The organism is Streptomyces ruber, assembly GCF_014648075.1.
Lineage (GTDB): Bacteria > Actinomycetota > Actinomycetes > Streptomycetales > Streptomycetaceae > Streptomyces > Streptomyces ruber.
The window spans coordinates 75664-91871 of the sequence record NZ_BMQK01000011.1 but is presented as its reverse complement, the minus strand read 5'-3'; the positions used below and the strand labels follow the sequence as shown (position 1 = coordinate 91871).

Sequence of the window (16208 nt, the reverse complement as noted above, 5' to 3'; positions counted from 1 at the left end):
TTCGAGCGTCGAATTCCGCCACGGCACGGCGGCGCCCCCGGAGGGGCGCAGGTGACGGCCGTGTCTCAGGCGAGCCGCCGCATCCAGCCGTGCCCGTCCTCCGCGGTGCCCCGCTGGATGTCGAGGAGCTTCTCGCGGAGCCGGAGGGTGACCTCGCCGGGCTCGCCGCCCGACTGCCGCCACTCGGCGCCCGAGGTGCGCTTGACCCTGCCGACCGGGGTGATGACGGCCGCCGTGCCGCAGGCGAAGACCTCCGTCAGGGTGCCGTTCTCGGCGTCGCGCTGCCACTGGTCGATGGAGACACGGCCCTCCTCGGCGGTGTAGCCGAGGTCACGGGCGACCGTGAGCAGCGAGTCACGGGTGACGCCCTCCAGGATGGAGCCGGTGAGCGTCGGGGTGACGATGCGGTCGCCGTACACGAAGTACAGGTTCATGCCGCCCAGTTCCTCGACCCACTGGTGCTCGACGGCGTCGAGGTAGCAGACCTGGTCGCAGCCCTGTTCGGCGGCCTCGGCCTGGGCGAGCAGGGAAGCCGCGTAGTTGCCGCCGGTCTTGGCGTCGCCCATGCCGCCGGGGACGGCGCGCACCCGGTCCTCGGAGACGAAGATGGAGACCGGCTTCACGCCGCCCGGGAAATAGGCGCCCGCCGGGGAGGCGATCACGATGAACAGGTACTCGTTGGCGGGCCGCACCCCGAGGCCGACCTCGGCCGCGAACATGAACGGGCGCAGGTAGAGGGACTCCTCGCCGCCGTGCGGGGGCACCCACGCCTGGTCCTGCTTGACGAGGGCGTGACATGCCTCGATGAACGTCTCGACCGGCAGCTCGGGCATCGCGAGGCGCCGGGCGGAGCGCTGGAAACGCTCGGCGTTCTTCTCGGGGCGGAAGGTGGCGACGGTGCCGTCGGGCTGGCGGTACGCCTTGAGCCCCTCGAAGATCTCCTGGGCGTAGTGCAGGGTCATGTTGGCCGGATCGATGGAGAGCGGGCCGTACGGCACGAGCTGGCCGTCGTGCCAGCCGCGGCCCTCGGTCCACCGCACCGTCACCATGTGGTCGGTGAAGTGGCGGCCGAACCCGGGGTTGGCCAGGATCGCCTCGCGCTCCGCGTCGGAGAGCGGGTGGGCCGAGGGCTTGAGTTCGATCGTGGGCGTCGTCATCAGTGGTTGTCCTTCACCGGTCGTCGTGACGGGCCGCGCTCACGCCCGTACTGCCAGTGGTCAGTGCTAGGACGTCCGAGCATTCTCTCAATCCGCGGCTCTGCGTCCGATTATCGCAAGCAGCGGGCTTTGTGGTGGTTCCCCCCTCCTCCAGCGCAGCGAGGGACCAGGAGAGGAGGGGTGTGAGCGCGGCCCTCGGGGTTGCCCAGGGGGATTGATGGTGTCACCCGGCGAGGGCAGGGAAAAGCCGCCGGGTGCGGAAAATGCGACCCGGCGGCTTCGGGAGAGCGGGAGAAGCGCGGCGGGCGTCAGCCGGCTACGCGTACGGCGAGGGCGTCGCCGATCTCGTCCGTGGTGCGGGCGGGCCTGCCCGCGCGGTCGGCGAGGTCCGCGGAGACGGCGTCCTCGATCCGGCCGGCCTCGGCGTCGTGGCCGAGGTGGCGCAGCAGCAGGGCGACGGACAGGACCGTGGCGGTGGGGTCGGCCTTGCCCTGCCCGGCGATGTCCGGGGCCGAGCCGTGGACCGGCTCGAACATCGACGGGAACTCGCCGGAGGGGTTGATGTTCCCGCTCGCGGCGACGCCGATGCCGCCGGAGACGGCCGCGGCGAGGTCGGTGATGATGTCGCCGAAGAGGTTGTCGGTGACGATTACGTCGAAGCGCTCGGGCTGCGTGACGAGGTAGATCGTCGCCGCGTCCACGTGCATGTACTCGGTGGTGACCTCGGGGTACTCCGCGGCCACCCTGTTGAAGACGTTCGTCCACAGGTGGCCCGCGAAGGTCAGCACGTTGTTCTTGTGGATCAGCGCGAGCTTCTTGCGGGGGCGGGCCTGGGCGCGGGCGAAGGCGTCCCGGACCACGCGCTCGACACCGAAGGCCGTGTTCACGGAGACCTCGGTGGCGACCTCGTGCTCGGTGCCCTTGCGGATCGTGCCGCCGTTGCCGGTGTACGGGCCCTCGGTGCCCTCGCGGACCACGACGAAGTCGATCTCCGGCTGGCCGGCCAGCGGGGTCTCGACGCCCGGGAGCAGCTTCGAGGGGCGCAGGTTCACGTGGTGGTCGAAGGCGAAGCGGAGCTTGAGCAGGAAGCCGCGCTCCAGGACGCCGGACGGCACCGACGGGTCGCCGATCGCGCCGAGCAGGATGGCGTCGTGCTGCTTGAGCTGCTCCAGGTCGGCGTCGGTGAGGGTCTCACCGGTGGCGTGGTAGCGCCGGGCGCCGAAGTCGTACTCCTTGGTCTCCAGCTTCACGTCCTGCGGCAGGGCGGCGGTCAGGACCTTCAGGCCCTGGGCCACGACCTCCTGACCGATGCCGTCACCGGGGATCACTGCGAGACTGAGGATGCGAGAGCTCACCGACATGTGCAGCACCGTACTCCTCGTCCCATGGGATGACACACGGTGTCCGCGATGTGGACCTCACCCCGGCGGGCTACGGCGGATTCACCCGTGCGCCAGTCGCGGCAGGGGCCGTCACGGCGCGGTGTGCCGCTGACGGCGGGGACGCGGCCGGCGGGCTGCTGACCGGCCGCTCGGGACCACCGCCGGCCCGGCCGCGAGCCGCGCCCCGCCGTGGCGACCGCCCGGGTGCCCGGCCCGTCCGTCGTCCCCTTCGGGCGCCGGCCGGCCTTCGGCGCCGATCCGCGGACGCAGATGCGGATCGCCTGGCAGGTGCCGTCCGCGGTGCGGAGACCGTACGTGCGCGTCGGGACGGAGCCGTGGAGCCGAGCGCGCGGACCGGGGCCGAGTCCGGGACCTGCACGCCCCGTCGCTGTCGCCAGGGCTGCCCGCGGTGGAGCAGTACCACCTGCACGCGGCCCTCGACCGTCTGCGGCCCGGCACGACGTACTGCTACGGCGTCGGCCACGAGGGCTTCGACCCGGCCGGCCGCCCGGAGAGGCTCGGCTCCTTCCGCACGGCGCCCGCACGGCCCGAGCCGTGCGCCCTCACCGCCTTCGGCGACCAGGGCGTCGGCTACGACGCGCTCGCCGGCGACCGGGCGATCCCGGGGCAGAACCCCGCCTTCCGCCTCCACGCGGGCGACATCTGCTGCGCCGGCACCTCTCCGGCCACGGCGCGGCGTCCGACGTGTACGACGCGCGCGTGTGGGACCGGTTCCTCGCCCGGACCGAGTCGGCCGCGAGGACCGTGCCGTGGATGGTGACGACCGGCAACCACGACATGGAGGCCCGGTGCTCGCCGAACGGCTACGGCGGCCAGTCGGCGCGCTGGACCCTGCCGGACAACGGCCCCGACCCGCGCCGGGCGTGTACTCGTTCGTGCACGGCCACGTCGTCGTGGTCTTCCTCCACCACTGCGCGTACTCGACGACGGTGGCGCGCGTCGGACGGCGGGGTGGGCAGGCGGGTGCCGGCCGGCGGCTACAGCTTCCCCGACGGCGTGGAGGACAGCTACGAGGGCCATGCCGCCGGCCGCGAGTCGGTGCGGACGTACCACTGGACGAGGCCGGTGAGCGCACCCCGGAGACGGTGGAGTGGTCCCGGGTGCGCTACACCGGGTTCTCGTTCCCGTCCGTCCTGGCCGAGCCGGGCCCGGCCGCCCGGCCGGCGGTGTCGGCGCAGGACGGGACGCGGATCGACCACTTCGAGGTGCGGCGGGGCAGGTGACGCGGCGTCGGACACCGCCGGCCCCGTGGCTCCCCGGGTCGGGTCCTCACGGCCCCTCAGTGGCCCGTCTCGCCGCCGTTGTCCCTGCGGTCGAGGGCGCGCTGCAGCGCGGCGGCGGCGTTCTTGCGGTCGGATTCGCCGGCCCGGGAGATGTGACGGACACGGCGGCGGGCGGTCGTCTCGGCCATGGGTGATCGACTCCTTCGGATGTCCGGGAGGGAGTACGGCAGAAGAGGTGACGAGCCTCCCCCACGGCCCCGTGCGGGCGTGAGCGGCGCCCCGTGGGGCGGGGAGCCGCGCGGCGGGGATCACCCGCCGGGGAGCTCCGGCTCGCGACCGTCATGCGCTTGATCCAGCGAGACGTTCGACTCCTACAAACGTAGGGGACGGCGCAGTGCCTGTCTCCACAATTACTCGGGCTTCCTACTATCTGAGACGGCGCGTCGGGTCACAGCACCGTCCGCACGGCCTCCGCGAAGCCCTGCGGGTCCTCCACCCACGGGTGGTGCCCGGCGTCCGGCAGCACCACCCTGCGCACCCGCGGCAGGGCTTCCACCAGCGAGTCCACCGCCGGGCGCGGCCGGATGTCCCGGGCCCCGTCGACGACGACCACCGGGACGTCGAGCGCCCGGCAGGCGGCGTACAGCTCCGGGGTGCCCGCGACACGCCTCGTCTCCGCGCCGAAGGCCGCGTTGCAGGCGCGGTTGGCCGGGAACCAGGGATCGGCCATGTGCCGGGCGTGCTCCGGGGCCCGCTCGCCGTCCACGAACTCCGCGGTCCACCGCAGCACCGCGCGCTCCCGCTCCTCCCGCGCGGACAGTCCCGTACGGCCCTCCAGCTCGCGCCAGCGGGCGAGCCGTCCAGGGTGTTCGCCGAGGCGGGCGAGGAGGTTCTCCTTGTAGGCGCCGTGCCAGTCCCCGACCGGTCCGATGCCGGTGCCGGCCACGTACACCAGTGCCGCGACCCGCTCGGGGTGGGCCAGCGTGTAGGCGAGCGCCAGCCAGGCACCCCACGAGTGGCCGAGCAGCACCGTCCGCTCCAGCCCGAAGTGCTCCCGTACGGCGTCCAGGTCGGCCACGAACCGCTCGGTCGTCCACGGTCCGGCGCAGGGCTGTGAGCGTCCGCAGCCGCGCTGGTCCCAGCGGTGGACCACGGCCCGGTCCGCGAGGAGCGCGGCCACGTCCCCGAACATGTCCCACAGTCCGGGTCCGCCGTGGCAGAGCACCAGCGGCACACCGCGGCCCGTCCTGCTCGCCCACAGCCGTACGCCGTCGTCGGCCGCCACGGTCACCGTCTCGCCGTCCGTCATCGTCATGACAGCAGTGTGCGGGGCCGGACGCCGCCCCGGGAGGCGGCGTCCGGCCCGTACCCGCGGACGGGAGGTCAGCCCATGTGCGGGTAGGTGTAGTCGGTCGGCGGGACCAGCGTCTCCTTGATGGCGCGGGTGAGCGTCCAGCGCATCAGGTTCTGCGGGGCGCCCGCCTTGTCGTTGGTGCCCGAGGCACGGCCGCCGCCGAAGGGCTGCTGGCCGACCACGGCGCCCGTGGACTTGTCGTTGATGTAGAAGTTGCCGGCCGCGTAGCGCAGCTTCTCCATCGTGTACGCGGCCGCCGCGCGGTCACCGGCGATGACGGAACCGGTGAGCGCGTAGTCGGACGCCGACTCCATCTGGTCGAGCATCTCGTCGTAGCGGTCGTCCTCGTACACGTACACGGCGAGGACCGGGCCGAAGTACTCGGTGGTGAAGACCTCGTTCTCCGGGTCGGTGCACTCGATGACGGTCGGGCGCACGAAGTACCCCACCGAGTCGTCGTACGTGCCGCCCGCGACGATCGTGCAGGTCGGGTCGGCCTTGGCGCGGTCGATGGCGGCCTTGTTCTTCGCGAACGCCCGCTCGTCGATGACCGCGCCGATGAAGTTCGACAGGTCGGTGACGTCGCCCATGGCGATGCCGTCGACCTCGGCGGCGAACTCCTCCTTGAAGCCGGAGTTCCAGATGGAGGCCGGGATGTAGGCGCGGGAGGTGGCGCTGCACTTCTGGCCCTGGTACTCGAAGGCGCCGCGGGTCAGGGCGGTCTTCAGCACCGCGCGGTCCGCCGACGGGTGGGCGACGACGAAGTCCTTGCCGCCGGTCTCGCCGACCAGACGCGGGTAGGTGCGGTACTTCTCGATGTTGTTGCCGACCGTCTTCCACAGGTGCTGGAAGGTCCTGGTCGAGCCGGTGAAGTGGATGCCGGCCAGGTCGCGGTGGTTCAGGGCGACCTCGGAGACCTCGATGCCGTCACCGGTGACCAGGTTGATGACGCCCTTGGGCAGGCCCGCCTCCTCCAGCAGCCGCATCGTCAGCACGGCGGCGTGGGTCTGCGTCGGGGACGGCTTCCACACGACGACGTTGCCCATGAGCGCGGGCGCGGTCGGCAGGTTGGCGGCGATGGCCGTGAAGTTGAACGGCGTGATCGCGTAGACGAAGCCCTCCAGCGGGCGGTGGTCCAGACGGTTCCAGACACCCGGGGCGTTGGCCGGGGGCTGCTCGGCGAGGATCTGCCGGGCGTAGGAGACGTTGAACCGCCAGAAGTCGGCCAGCTCGCAGGGGGTGTCGATCTCGGCCTGCTGGGCGGTCTTGGACTGGCCGAGCATGGTGGAGGCGGCCAGGGTCTCGCGCCACGGGCCGGAGAGCAGCTCGGCGGCGCGCAGGATGATCGCCGCGCGGTCGTCGAAGGACATCGCGCGCCAGGCCGGGGCCGCGGCGAGGGCGGCGTCGATGGCGTCCTTCGCGTCCTGCTGGGTGGCGTTCGCGTAGGTGCCGAGGCGGGCCTTGTGGTTGTGCGGCTGCACGACGTCGAAGCGCTCGCCGCCGCCCATCCGCCGCTCGCCGCCGATGGTGCAGGGCAGGTCGACCGGGTTCTCGGCCAGCTCCTTGAGCTTGGCCTCGAGGCGGGCGCGCTCGGGCGAGCCGGGGGCGTAGCCGTGCACCGGCTCGTTGACGGGGGTGGGGACCTGGGTGACAGCGTCCATGGTTTCCGTGTCTCCTTACTGAGCGGTGGTGAGCGGTGGGGTCGGACTCAGCCCTTGCTGACCATCGAGCGGACGAAGAACTGCAGGTTGGCGGGCTTCTCCGCGAGGCGGCGCATGAAGTAGCCGTACCAGTCGGTGCCGTAGGCGGTGTAGACGCGCATGCGGTGGCCCTCGGCGGCCAGCCGCAGGTGCTCGTCGCCGCGGATGCCGTACAGCATCTGGAACTCGTACTCGGCGGGCTTGCGCCCGGCGCGCCGGGCCAGTTCCTGGGCGATGGTGATCAGGCGCGGGTCGTGGGACCCGATCATCGGGTAGCCCTCGCCCTCCATCAGGACCTTGAGGATGCGGACGTACGCCTTGTCGATCTCGTGCTTCTGCTGGTACGCGACGGAGGCGGGCTCCTTGTACGCGCCCTTCACCAGACGTACGCGGCTGCCGTTCGCGGCGAGGCGGCGGGCGTCGTCCTCGGTGCGGAACAGGTACGCCTGGATGACGCAGCCGGTCTGCGGGAAGTCCTTCCGCAGCTCCTCGTGCACGGCGAACATCGAGTCGAGCGTGGTGTGGTCCTCCGCGTCCAGCGTGACTGTGGTGCCGATGGCGGCGGCGGCCTCGACGACCGGGCGGACGTTGGCGAAGGCGAGCTCGTGCCCTCCGGGCAGCGCCTGGCCGAACATCGACAGCTTGACCGACATCTCGGCGCGCGTGCCGAGCTCCAGCTCCGCCAGCCGGCCGATCAGCTCCAGATACGCGTCGCGGGCCGCGGTCGCCTGCTCCGGGGTGGTGATGTCCTCGCCGACCACGTCCATGGTGACCTCCAGGCCGTTGCCGGTCAGGTCACGGATGACGGGAATGATGTCGTCGACGCTCTCCCCCGGGATGAAGCGGTCGACGACGGGCCTGGTCACCGGCGCCGCCGAGATCAGACGACGCATCCGGTCGCTGCGCGACGCGGCGAGAATCACGGGACCCAGCACGGGGCACCTCCACAACATCCAGCCGAAGGCCGTCGACCCGGTGTTTCGGGTACGGCACGGAGAACCACCGTGAAACCTAAGGATGACTCCGAACGTCTGCCATCGACAGCTGTCACGCATCCGTGCCCTGGATCTCAGACAGATGTATGAAGCCCGTACGAATCTGCGGCAGAATGCCCGGGTGACGGACGTTTTCGATGATGCCCGAGGAGCGGGCGCGAGCCGGGCGAACCGAGGGGACTACCAGGAGCTGGTCGACGAGATCTCCGGGCTGCTGGGCGCGCCGGCGACGCTGGAGAACCGCGACTTCGAGCTGATCGCCTTCGGCGCGTACGACAGCGAGGGCGAGCTCGACGAGTCGGCGCTGGACCCGGTGCGCACCCGTTCGATCCTGACCCGGCGTTCGACGGCGGCGGTACGGGAGTGGTTCGAGGGCTTCGGCATCACCCGGGCGACGGGCCCGGTACGGATTCCGCCGACCCCGGAGGCCGGGGTGCACCGCGGCCGCGTCTGCCTCCCCGTGCGCCACCGGGGGATCGTCCTCGGGTACGTGTGGCTGCTGGACGGCGAGCCGGGCCCCACCGGCGCCCAGCTCGCGGCCGCGATGGAGGTCGCCTCCCGGATCGGTGCCCTGCTGGCGGACGAGGTGCAGGCGGGTTCCGACCTGACCCGTGAGCTGCGCGCGGTGCTGACGGCGGAGCCGGGCTGGCAGCGGGAGGCGGCGCTCGCCCGGTTCCGCACGGCGCTCGGCCCGCGCGCGGACGGCGTGCACACGGTGGTGTGCGTGGCCCCGTGGCCGTACGCCGACCCGGCCGACGCCCCGTCGGTGCGCACCGTTCCGGGGGCCACCGCCCTGTGCACGGTGCCGTGGGACGGCGCCACGGCGGCTCCGGACGCCGGGCAGGGGCTGGCCCTGCTGGTGCGGCTGCGGTCGGCGGACGTCCTCCAGCCGGCGCACACGGCGGCGGCCCGGCTGCTGGAGCGTGCGGCGGGCGCGGGGCGCACGGCGGCCGGTGTGGCGGGCGCCCGCACCGGACTGGCCGAGCTGGGCACCGCCTGGCGGGAGGCGTCGGCGGCGGCCCGCGCCGCGCTGGCCGAGCCCCGGCTCGGACCGGTCGCCGAGTGGGACGCGATCGGTCCGTACCGCCTCCTCACCGCACTGCCGCGCGAGGCGGCGCGGGACCGCGCCGTGAGCGCCCTGCTGTCCCCCGTCCACCGCGAACTCGCCCGCACCGCGGAACTGTTCCTGGACCGCGCGGGCCAGGCCGGCCGCACGGCGACGGAGCTGGGCATCCACCGGCAGACCCTGTACTACCGGCTCTCCCGTGTGGAACAGCTCACGGGGCTGGACCTGGACGACGGCGAGGACCGGCTGCTGCTGCACATGGCGCTGAAGGGGGCGCGGCTCGGGGAGGCCCCGCGGCGCTGACGCCTACTCCCCCGCCCGCTCCGCGGGCCTCTCCCCCGCCGCGGCCCGGCGCAGCCCTTCCGTGAGCGCCTCCGCGTCGGGCGCGCCCGCCGGGTTGAAGGTCCACTGCGCGACGAGACCGAGCAGCAGGGTGGAGTAGAAGCGGCCGAGGGTGTCCACGGTCTCCTCCGGGACGTCCTCCTCCCGGCCGCCCATGAACACCGTCACCAGACCCCGGTCGCTGCCCCGCTGGGCCAGCGCCAGGTGGTCGCGCAGCTCGGGCAGACGGTCGCCCATGGTGAGGGCCTCCATGCTGAGGCGCCACAGGGAGTCGGGCTCCTTCATGGTCGCGATGATGTTCGTCCACACCTCCCGGAACCGCTCGATGCTTCCGGGTGCGGACGCGAGTTCCGCCGTCCCTCCGCCGTCGAAGGCGTCGGAGAGCTCCCCGACCATCGCCACGTACGCCTGGGCGAGGAGCGCGTCCTTCGAGCCGTAGTGGTAGCCGATCGACGCCAGGTTCGTGCCCGACTCCTTGACGATGTCGCGCGCGGTCGTCCGGGCGAAGCCCTTCTGGAGCAGGCAGCGCTTCGCGCCTTCGAGCAGATCCTCACGGTGTCCCATGCGGGCCAGCGTAGTGGCGTCCGTACGGCCGTCCCATACGAGCGTCAGAGACGGTCGTCTTATACGTAGTACTAGACGGCCGTATAAGACGTGCGTACAGTCCCCGCCATGACAACAGAACCCGCCCACCCGGGCCGCGCCGGACGTCGCGAATGGACCGCCCTGTGCGTGCTGATGCTGCCTCTGCTGCTGGTGTCGATGGATGTCTCGGTGCTCTACTTCGCGGTCCCGGCCATCAGCGCCGATCTGGCCCCGACCGGCACCCAGCAGTTGTGGATCTTCGACATCTACGCCTTCGTACTGGCCGGACTGCTGATGACGACGGGCGCGCTCGGCGACCGCATCGGCCGCCGCCGGCTGCTGCTGATCGGCGCGGCCGCGTTCGGCGCGGCGTCACTGGTGGCCGCGTACGCGCGCAGCGCCGAGACCCTCATCGCGGCCCGCGCGCTCCTCGGCGTCGGCGGGGCCACACTGATGCCGTCGACCATGGCGCTGGTCCGCACGATGTTCAGGGATCCCGGTCAGCGGGCCCAGGCGATCGGCGTGTGGTCGGCCGTGATGACGGGGGGCGTGGCGCTCGGCTCCGTGCTGAGCGGCGTCCTCGTCGAGCACTTCTGGTGGGGCTCGGTGTTCCTCGTCAACCTGCCCGCCATGGCGCTGTTGCTGGTCCTCGCCCCGGTCCTGCTGCCCGAGTCGCGCCATCCGCGGCCGGGCCGCTTCGATCTGCCGAGCGTGCCGCTGTCGATGGCGGCGGTCCTGCCGGTGATCTACGGCCTGAAGGAGATACCGTCCGGGGGCTGGCACGCGCGGTACGTCGCGGCGGTGGCGGTGGGCCTGCTGTTCGCCGCCCTGTTCGTCCACCGGCAGCGCACGGCGGCGGCCCCGATGATCCCGGTGTCCCTGTTCCGCGCCCGAGGCTTTCCGCCGGCCGTGGCTCTCAACCTGATCGCGGCCTTCGCGATGATGGGGTCGGCCTACTTCACCACCCAGTACCTGCAGTCCGTGCTCGGCAAGAGCGCACTGGAGGCCGCGCTGTGGTCGCTCGTGCCCTCCGTCCCCATCGGCGTGACGGCTCCGCTGGCCGCCCACCTGGTGCAGCGGGGTGTGCACCGCGTGCATGTGGTGGCGGCGGGCTTCGCGGTCGCGGCATGCGGCTACACGCTGCTGGCACTCATCGGCACGGACTCGCTGTGGCTCGTCCTGGCGGGCGCGGGCATCCTCGCGGCGGGCGTCGTGACGGTGCTGTCCCAGCTCACGGACCTGGCCCTGGGCGCGACACCGGCCGAGAGAGCGGGCACGGCGTCGTCGGTCCTGGAGACCGGCCAGGAGTTCGGCGGCGCACTGGGCATGGCGGCCCTCGGCTCCATCGGCACCGCGGTGTACCACCGCGCGGTGCCGCCCTCGGCGCCCGCACCCGCCCAGGAGACCCTCGGCGGCGCGCTGGCGGCGGCACGGGAGATGCCGGCCGCGGCGGGCGACGCCCTGGTGGCGGCGGCGCGGGAGGCGTTCACGGACGGGATGCGCGGTGCGGCGGCCGCCGGGGCAGTGATCCTCGTGGGTGCCGCGGCACTGGCGGCCGCGTTCCTGCGCCGTACGGGCGCCGGGGGAACTCCTGTCCCCATGGGACAAGAGAAGGTATAACCTTCAACTACGTTGGCTGATGCGGGGGTACTGCCGCGGTGGGAATCTGAGCAGAACCACTCAAAGAGGAGATTGAGATGAAGGCCGTCCAATACCGGGCAATCGGCTCCGCTCCCGAGGTCGTCACCGTTCCCGACCCCGAGCCCGGCCCGGGCCAGGTGCTGCTGAAGGTGACCGCCGCCGGCGTGTGCCACTCGGACATCGCCGTGATGAGCTGGTCGAAGGAGGAACTCCCCTACGAGCTGCCGCTCACCCTCGGCCACGAGGGGGTCGGCACCGTCGAGGCCGTCGGCGAGGGCGTGACCGGCCTCGCGACCGGCACCTCCGTCGCCGTCTACGGCCCGTGGGGCTGCGGCTCCTGCGTCAAGTGCGCCCAGGGCAAGGAGAACTACTGCCTGCGCGCCGGTGAGCTGAACATCAACCCGCCCGGCCTCGGCCGCCCCGGCGCCATCGCCGAGTACCTGCTGATCGACGACCCGCGCCACCTGGTGCCGATCGGCGACCTCGACCCGGTCAAGACCGTGCCGCTGACCGACGCCGGCCTCACCCCGTACCACGCGATCAAGCGCTCCCTGCCGCGGCTCGGCGCGGGCAGCACCGCCGTCGTCATCGGCACGGGCGGCCTCGGTCACGTGGGCATCCAGCTGCTGCGCGCCATGACCTCCGCCCGTGTCATCGCGCTGGACGTCAGCGAGGAGAAGCTCGCGCTGGCCCGGCGGGTCGGCGCGCACGAGACCGTCCTCTCCGACGAGAAGGCCGCCGGCAGAGTCCGGGAACTCACCGGCGGCCTCGGCGCCCAGGCCGTGTTCGACTTCGTCGGCGCGAACAGCACCCTCGCCACGGCCGCCGCCTGCGCCGCGGTCGAGAGCGACCTGAACCTGGTCGGCATCGCCGGCGGCACCATGCCCATCGGCTTCGGGCAGCCCGCCTACGAGGTCTCCGTCAACTCGTCCTACTGGGGCAGCCGCAGCGAGCTGTTCGAGGTCATCGAGCTGGCCCGGACCGGCGTGCTGGACGTGCACACCGAGACCTTCTCGCTCGACGAGGCGCCGCGCGCCTACGAGCTGCTGCACGAGGGCAAGATCAACGGTCGTGCGGTCATCCTGCCGAACGGCTGAGGACGCCACGGAGGACGCCCGCGGGGGACCCACACGGCCGGGGTCCGGCACCGTCGTCGACGGTGCCGGACCCCGGCCGTGGAACCGGAAGCGTCCGGTCAGGTCAGGTTGACCGCGCGGGCCGAGGTGGCGCCGATCTCCTCGGCGACCTCCGTCAGCACCGGCTGCGGAACCGTGTCGTCCACGGTGAGGACGGCCAGCGCCTCGCCGCCCGCGGCGAGGCGGGCGACCTGCATGCCGGCGATGTTGATGCCGGCCTCGCCCAGGACGCGGCCCACCGTGCCGACGACACCGGGACGGTCGGCGTACTTCAGTACGACCATGTGGTCGGTGAGGGCCAGGTCCACGTCGTACTCGCCGATCCCGACGACCTTCTGGTGGTGCTTCGGGCCCGCCAGCGTGCCGGAGACCGAGACCTCCTCGCCGTCGGCGAGCGTGCCGCGCACGGTGACCACGTTGCGGTGGTCGGTGGCCTCGCTCGACGTGGTCAGCCGCACCTCGACACCGCGCTCCTGCGCGAACAGCGGGGCGTTGACGTAACTCACCGTCTCGTCCACCACGTCCTCGAAGACGCCCTTCAGCGCGGAGAGCTCCAGCACCTTCACGTCGTGCTGGGTGATCTCGCCGTACACCTCGACGTCGAGGCGGACCGCGACCTCTCCCGCGAGCGCGGTGAAGATCCGGCCGAGGCGCTCCGCGAGGGGCAGGCCCGGCTTGACGTCCTCGGCGATGACACCGCCCTGGACGTTCACCGCGTCCGGGACCAGCTCACCGGCGAGCGCGAGACGCACGGACCTGGCGACGGCGATACCCGCCTTCTCCTGCGCCTCGTCGGTGGAGGCGCCGAGGTGCGGGGTGCACACGACCTGGTCCAGCTCGAAGAGCGGGGAGTCGGTACAGGGCTCCTTGGCGTACACGTCGAGACCGGCGCCGGCGACGCGGCCCTCCTTGAGCGCCGAGTACAGCGCCTCCTCGTCGACGATCCCGCCGCGCGCGGCGTTGACGATGCGCACGTTCGGCTTGACCTTGTGCAGCGCGTCGTCGCCGATGAGACCGAGCGTCTCGGGGGTCTTCGGCAGGTGGACGGTGATGAAGTCGGAGACCTCGAGCAGCTCGTCCAGCGACAGCACCTTCACGCCCATCTGCGCGGCCCGCGCGGGCTGCACGTACGGGTCGTACGCCACGACCTTCATGCCGAACGCCGACATGCGCTGGGCGACCAGCGCGCCGATGCGGCCGAGGCCGACGACGCCGAGGGTCTTCTCCGCCAGCTCGACACCGGTGTACTTGCTGCGCTTCCACTCGCCGTTCTTCAGCGCCGTGTTCGCCTGCGGGATGTTCCGCGCGGTGGCGAGGATGAGGCCGCAGGCCAGCTCGGCGGCGGTGACGATGTTCGAGGTGGGGGCGTTGACGACCATCACCCCGGCCTTGGTGGCGGCGGAGACGTCGACGTTGTCCAGGCCGACGCCGGCTCGTGCGACGACCTTCAGCTTCTTCGCGGCGGCGATCGCCTCGGCGTCGACCTTGGTGGCCGAGCGGATCAGGATCGCGTCCACGTCGGCGATGGCCGGGAGCAGTTCGGCGCGGTCGGCTCCGTTGCAGTGCCGGATCTCGAAGTCCGGCCCGAGCGCGTCCACCGTGGCGGGCGACAGCTCTTCAGCGATGAGTACGACTGGTTTCGAGCTCACGTGGGTCCTCACAAGTCCATTGCGGACGGCCGTCCCGACGGCCGCAGGCGGAGGGATGGTGGCCGCGTGGAAGACGCACGACGCTGTGGGCCTGACGCGTATGTAGTGCAGCAGTGTAGTGGCGCCGCGGGCATCGTCCTGCGCCCTTGGGGAAGGATCACCCGTCCGCGTACGAACGGGGCGGACAACGCCGTGATCAGGGCGTTACCCAGGGTTCGACGAAGGGCCGGAGCGGCTGCCCCGGCCCTTGCGCCGACGGCGGATCACGCCTCTTCGTCGACCCAGCTCATCAGCTTGCGCAGCTCCTTGCCGGTGGTCTCGAGCAGGTGCTCGGAGTCCTGCTTCTTGTACTCGTTGTACTTCTTCAGACCGCCGTGGTACTCGTCCATCCAGTTACGGGCGAAGGTGCCGTCCTGGATCTCGGCGAGGACCTGCTTCATCTCGGCCTTGGTGGCGTCGGTGATGATGCGCGGGCCGGTGACGTAGTCGCCCCACTCGGCGGTCTCGGAGATCGACCAGCGCATCTTCTCCAGGCCGCCCTCGTACATGAGGTCGACGATCAGCTTCAGCTCGTGGAGGCACTCGAAGTAGGCGATCTCCGGCTGGTAGCCCGCCTCGGTCAGCGTCTCGAAGCCCGCCTTGACCAGCGCGGCCGTACCACCGCAGAGGACGGCCTGCTCACCGAAGAGGTCGGTCTCGGTCTCCTCGGCGAAGGTCGTCTTGATGACGCCGGCGCGGGTGCCGCCGATGCCCTTGGCGTACGACAGGGCGAGCGCGAAGGCGTTGCCGCTCGCGTCCTGCTCGACGGCGGCGATGCACGGGACGCCGCGGCCCTCCTCGTACTGGCGGCGCACCAGGTGGCCCGGGCCCTTGGGGGCGACCATGCAGACGTCGACGCCGGCCGGGGGCTTGATGAAGTCGAAGCGGATGTTCAGGCCGTGCCCGAAGAACAGCGCGTCGCCGTCCTCCAGGTTGTCCTTGATGTGCTCCTCGTAGACCGTCGCCTGGATCGGGTCCGGCACCAGGATCATGATGACGTCGGCCTCGGCGGCGGCCTCCGACGGGCTCACCACGCGCAGGCCCTGCTCCTCGGCCTTGGCCTTGGACTTCGAGCCCTCGTGCAGACCGACGCGGACGTCGACACCCGAGTCACGGAGCGACAGGGCGTGGGCGTGGCCCTGGCTGCCGTACCCGATGACCGCGACCTTGCGGCCCTGGATGATGGAAAGGTCTGCGTCGGCGTCGTAGAACAGCTCGGCCACTGTGGGTTCTCTCCTTGTGTACGGGTGTCGCGTCCCACCGTATGACGGTGGGGGGAGGGGAAGTCTCGGGGTCTCGGAATACGGGCGGGCGGCGAGCGGCCGGACCGCCCGTTTCCGGCCTTGTACGGTTATGCCTCGATGCCTGGTACGGCTACGCGGACCGGTCGAGCGCGCGCAGCGAGCGGTCGGTGATGGAGCGGGCGCCGCGGCCGATCGCGATCGTGCCGGACTGGACCAGCTCCTTGACGCCGAACGGCTCCAGCATCTTCAGCATGGCCTCCAGCTTGTCGGCCGAGCCGGTGGCCTCGATGGTGACGGCCTCCGGGGAGACGTCGACCGTCTTGGCGCGGAACAGCTGGACGATCTCCACGATCTGCGAGCGCGTCTCGTTGTCGGCGCGCACCTTCACCAGGACGAGCTCGCGCTGCACGGCGGCGCCCGGCTCCAGCTCGACGATCTTCAGCACGTTGACGAGCTTGTTGAGCTGCTTGGTGACCTGCTCCAGGGGCAGCTGCTCGATCACGTTCACCACGATGGTGATGCGGGAGATCTCGGGGTGCTCGGTGACGCCGACGGCGAGGGAGTCGATGTTGAAGCCGCGGCGGGAGAACAGCGCGGCGATCCGGGCGAGGATGCCCGGCGTGTTCTCCACCAGGACGGAGAGCGTGTGCTTGGACATGTGTGGTTGCTCTTTC

13 protein-coding genes and 1 pseudogene are annotated in these 16208 nt (G+C 71.7%); 4 read left to right on the top strand and 10 right to left on the bottom strand.

Annotated features, from left to right (window positions below; translation table 11 throughout):
* Nucleotides 1–65: 65 nt before the first annotated feature.
* Entirely contained in the window at nt 66–1157 is a 1092-nt protein-coding gene (locus IEZ04_RS22335) for a branched-chain amino acid aminotransferase (protein WP_189218736.1), read from the bottom strand.
* Between the two features lie 308 nt (nt 1158–1465).
* Nucleotides 1466–2518, bottom strand: a complete 1053-nt coding sequence (locus IEZ04_RS22330; protein ID WP_189218735.1) for a 3-isopropylmalate dehydrogenase — start codon at nt 2516–2518, stop codon at nt 1466–1468.
* A 29-nt stretch (nt 2519–2547) separates the two neighbouring features.
* Here IEZ04_RS22330 and IEZ04_RS35015 point away from each other — a divergent pair.
* Nucleotides 2548–3783: pseudogene (locus IEZ04_RS35015) on the top strand (fibronectin type III domain-containing protein).
* Nucleotides 3784–3839: 56 nt separating this feature from the next.
* On the opposite strand, the gene IEZ04_RS35630 reads toward IEZ04_RS35015, so the two are convergent.
* The 4 genes from IEZ04_RS35630 to IEZ04_RS22305 all read right to left on the bottom strand — a co-directional run bounded on the left by IEZ04_RS35630 (nt 3840) and on the right by IEZ04_RS22305 (nt 7772).
* Nucleotides 3840–3971 carry a hypothetical protein gene (locus IEZ04_RS35630; RefSeq protein ID WP_268245683.1) on the bottom strand — a complete coding sequence of 44 codons (132 nt, stop codon included), beginning with the start codon at nt 3969–3971 and terminating at the stop codon, nt 3840–3842.
* 260 nt (nt 3972–4231) lie between these two features.
* A complete protein-coding gene (locus IEZ04_RS22315; RefSeq protein WP_229821188.1) occupies nt 4232–5098 on the bottom strand; it encodes an alpha/beta fold hydrolase in 867 nt (288 codons plus the stop codon).
* A gap of 68 nt (nt 5099–5166) precedes the next feature.
* Nucleotides 5167–6798 carry an L-glutamate gamma-semialdehyde dehydrogenase gene (pruA, locus tag IEZ04_RS22310; protein ID WP_189218732.1) on the bottom strand — a complete coding sequence of 544 codons (1632 nt, stop codon included), beginning with the start codon at nt 6796–6798 and terminating at the stop codon, nt 5167–5169.
* A 47-nt stretch (nt 6799–6845) separates the two neighbouring features.
* Nucleotides 6846–7772 carry a proline dehydrogenase family protein gene (locus tag IEZ04_RS22305; protein WP_189218731.1) on the bottom strand — a complete coding sequence of 309 codons (927 nt, stop codon included), beginning with the start codon at nt 7770–7772 and terminating at the stop codon, nt 6846–6848.
* 163 nt (nt 7773–7935) lie between these two features.
* On the opposite strand from IEZ04_RS22305, the gene IEZ04_RS22300 reads away from it, so the two are divergent.
* The gene (locus IEZ04_RS22300; protein ID WP_373296345.1) at nt 7936–9201 is read left to right on the top strand and encodes a PucR family transcriptional regulator; all 1266 of its coding nucleotides are present in this window, start codon (nt 7936–7938) and stop codon (nt 9199–9201) included.
* Nucleotides 9202–9204: 3 nt separating this feature from the next.
* Here IEZ04_RS22300 and IEZ04_RS22295 read toward each other — a convergent pair whose 3' ends face one another.
* Nucleotides 9205–9804 carry a TetR/AcrR family transcriptional regulator gene (locus tag IEZ04_RS22295; RefSeq protein ID WP_189218729.1) on the bottom strand — a complete coding sequence of 200 codons (600 nt, stop codon included), beginning with the start codon at nt 9802–9804 and terminating at the stop codon, nt 9205–9207.
* A gap of 108 nt (nt 9805–9912) precedes the next feature.
* On the opposite strand from IEZ04_RS22295, the gene IEZ04_RS22290 reads away from it, so the two are divergent.
* Complete coding sequence (locus IEZ04_RS22290) at nt 9913–11445, top strand: MFS transporter (RefSeq protein WP_189218728.1); 1533 nt, start codon at nt 9913–9915, stop codon at nt 11443–11445.
* 77 nt (nt 11446–11522) lie between these two features.
* Nucleotides 11523–12563, top strand: a complete 1041-nt coding sequence (locus IEZ04_RS22285) for an NAD(P)-dependent alcohol dehydrogenase (RefSeq protein WP_189218727.1) — start codon at nt 11523–11525, stop codon at nt 12561–12563.
* A 98-nt stretch (nt 12564–12661) separates the two neighbouring features.
* Here the strand turns inward: IEZ04_RS22285 and serA are convergent, their stop codons facing one another.
* From serA to ilvN, 3 genes are all read right to left on the bottom strand, one after another.
* Nucleotides 12662–14251 (bottom strand): phosphoglycerate dehydrogenase, encoded by a 1590-nt coding sequence (gene serA, locus IEZ04_RS22280; RefSeq protein ID WP_189218726.1) that lies wholly within the window; start codon nt 14249–14251, stop codon nt 12662–12664.
* A 263-nt stretch (nt 14252–14514) separates the two neighbouring features.
* Nucleotides 14515–15513 carry a ketol-acid reductoisomerase gene (gene ilvC / locus IEZ04_RS22275; protein WP_189218725.1) on the bottom strand — a complete coding sequence of 333 codons (999 nt, stop codon included), beginning with the start codon at nt 15511–15513 and terminating at the stop codon, nt 14515–14517.
* Between the two features lie 151 nt (nt 15514–15664).
* The gene (gene ilvN, locus IEZ04_RS22270) at nt 15665–16192 is read right to left on the bottom strand and encodes an acetolactate synthase small subunit (protein WP_189218724.1); all 528 of its coding nucleotides are present in this window, start codon (nt 16190–16192) and stop codon (nt 15665–15667) included.
* Nucleotides 16193–16208 lie beyond the last annotated feature (16 nt).

What these genes read in the sequence shown, in the direction of transcription:
- IEZ04_RS22290 (WP_189218728.1), top strand. Translation starts at nt 9,913, where the DNA reads ATGACAACAGAACCCGCCCACCCGGGCCGCGCCGGACGTCGCGAATGG.
- ilvN (WP_189218724.1), bottom strand. Translation starts at nt 16,192, where the DNA reads ATGTCCAAGCACACGCTCTCCGTCCTGGTGGAGAACACGCCGGGCATC.
- IEZ04_RS35630 (WP_268245683.1), bottom strand. Translation starts at nt 3,971, where the DNA reads ATGGCCGAGACGACCGCCCGCCGCCGTGTCCGTCACATCTCCCGGGCC.
- IEZ04_RS22295 (WP_189218729.1), bottom strand. Translation starts at nt 9,804, where the DNA reads ATGGGACACCGTGAGGATCTGCTCGAAGGCGCGAAGCGCTGCCTGCTC.
- IEZ04_RS22330 (WP_189218735.1), bottom strand. Translation starts at nt 2,518, where the DNA reads ATGTCGGTGAGCTCTCGCATCCTCAGTCTCGCAGTGATCCCCGGTGAC.
- pruA (WP_189218732.1), bottom strand. Translation starts at nt 6,798, where the DNA reads ATGGACGCTGTCACCCAGGTCCCCACCCCCGTCAACGAGCCGGTGCAC.
- IEZ04_RS22335 (WP_189218736.1), bottom strand. Translation starts at nt 1,157, where the DNA reads ATGACGACGCCCACGATCGAACTCAAGCCCTCGGCCCACCCGCTCTCC.
- IEZ04_RS22315 (WP_229821188.1), bottom strand. Translation starts at nt 5,098, where the DNA reads ATGACGATGACGGACGGCGAGACGGTGACCGTGGCGGCCGACGACGGC.
- IEZ04_RS22285 (WP_189218727.1), top strand. Translation starts at nt 11,523, where the DNA reads ATGAAGGCCGTCCAATACCGGGCAATCGGCTCCGCTCCCGAGGTCGTC.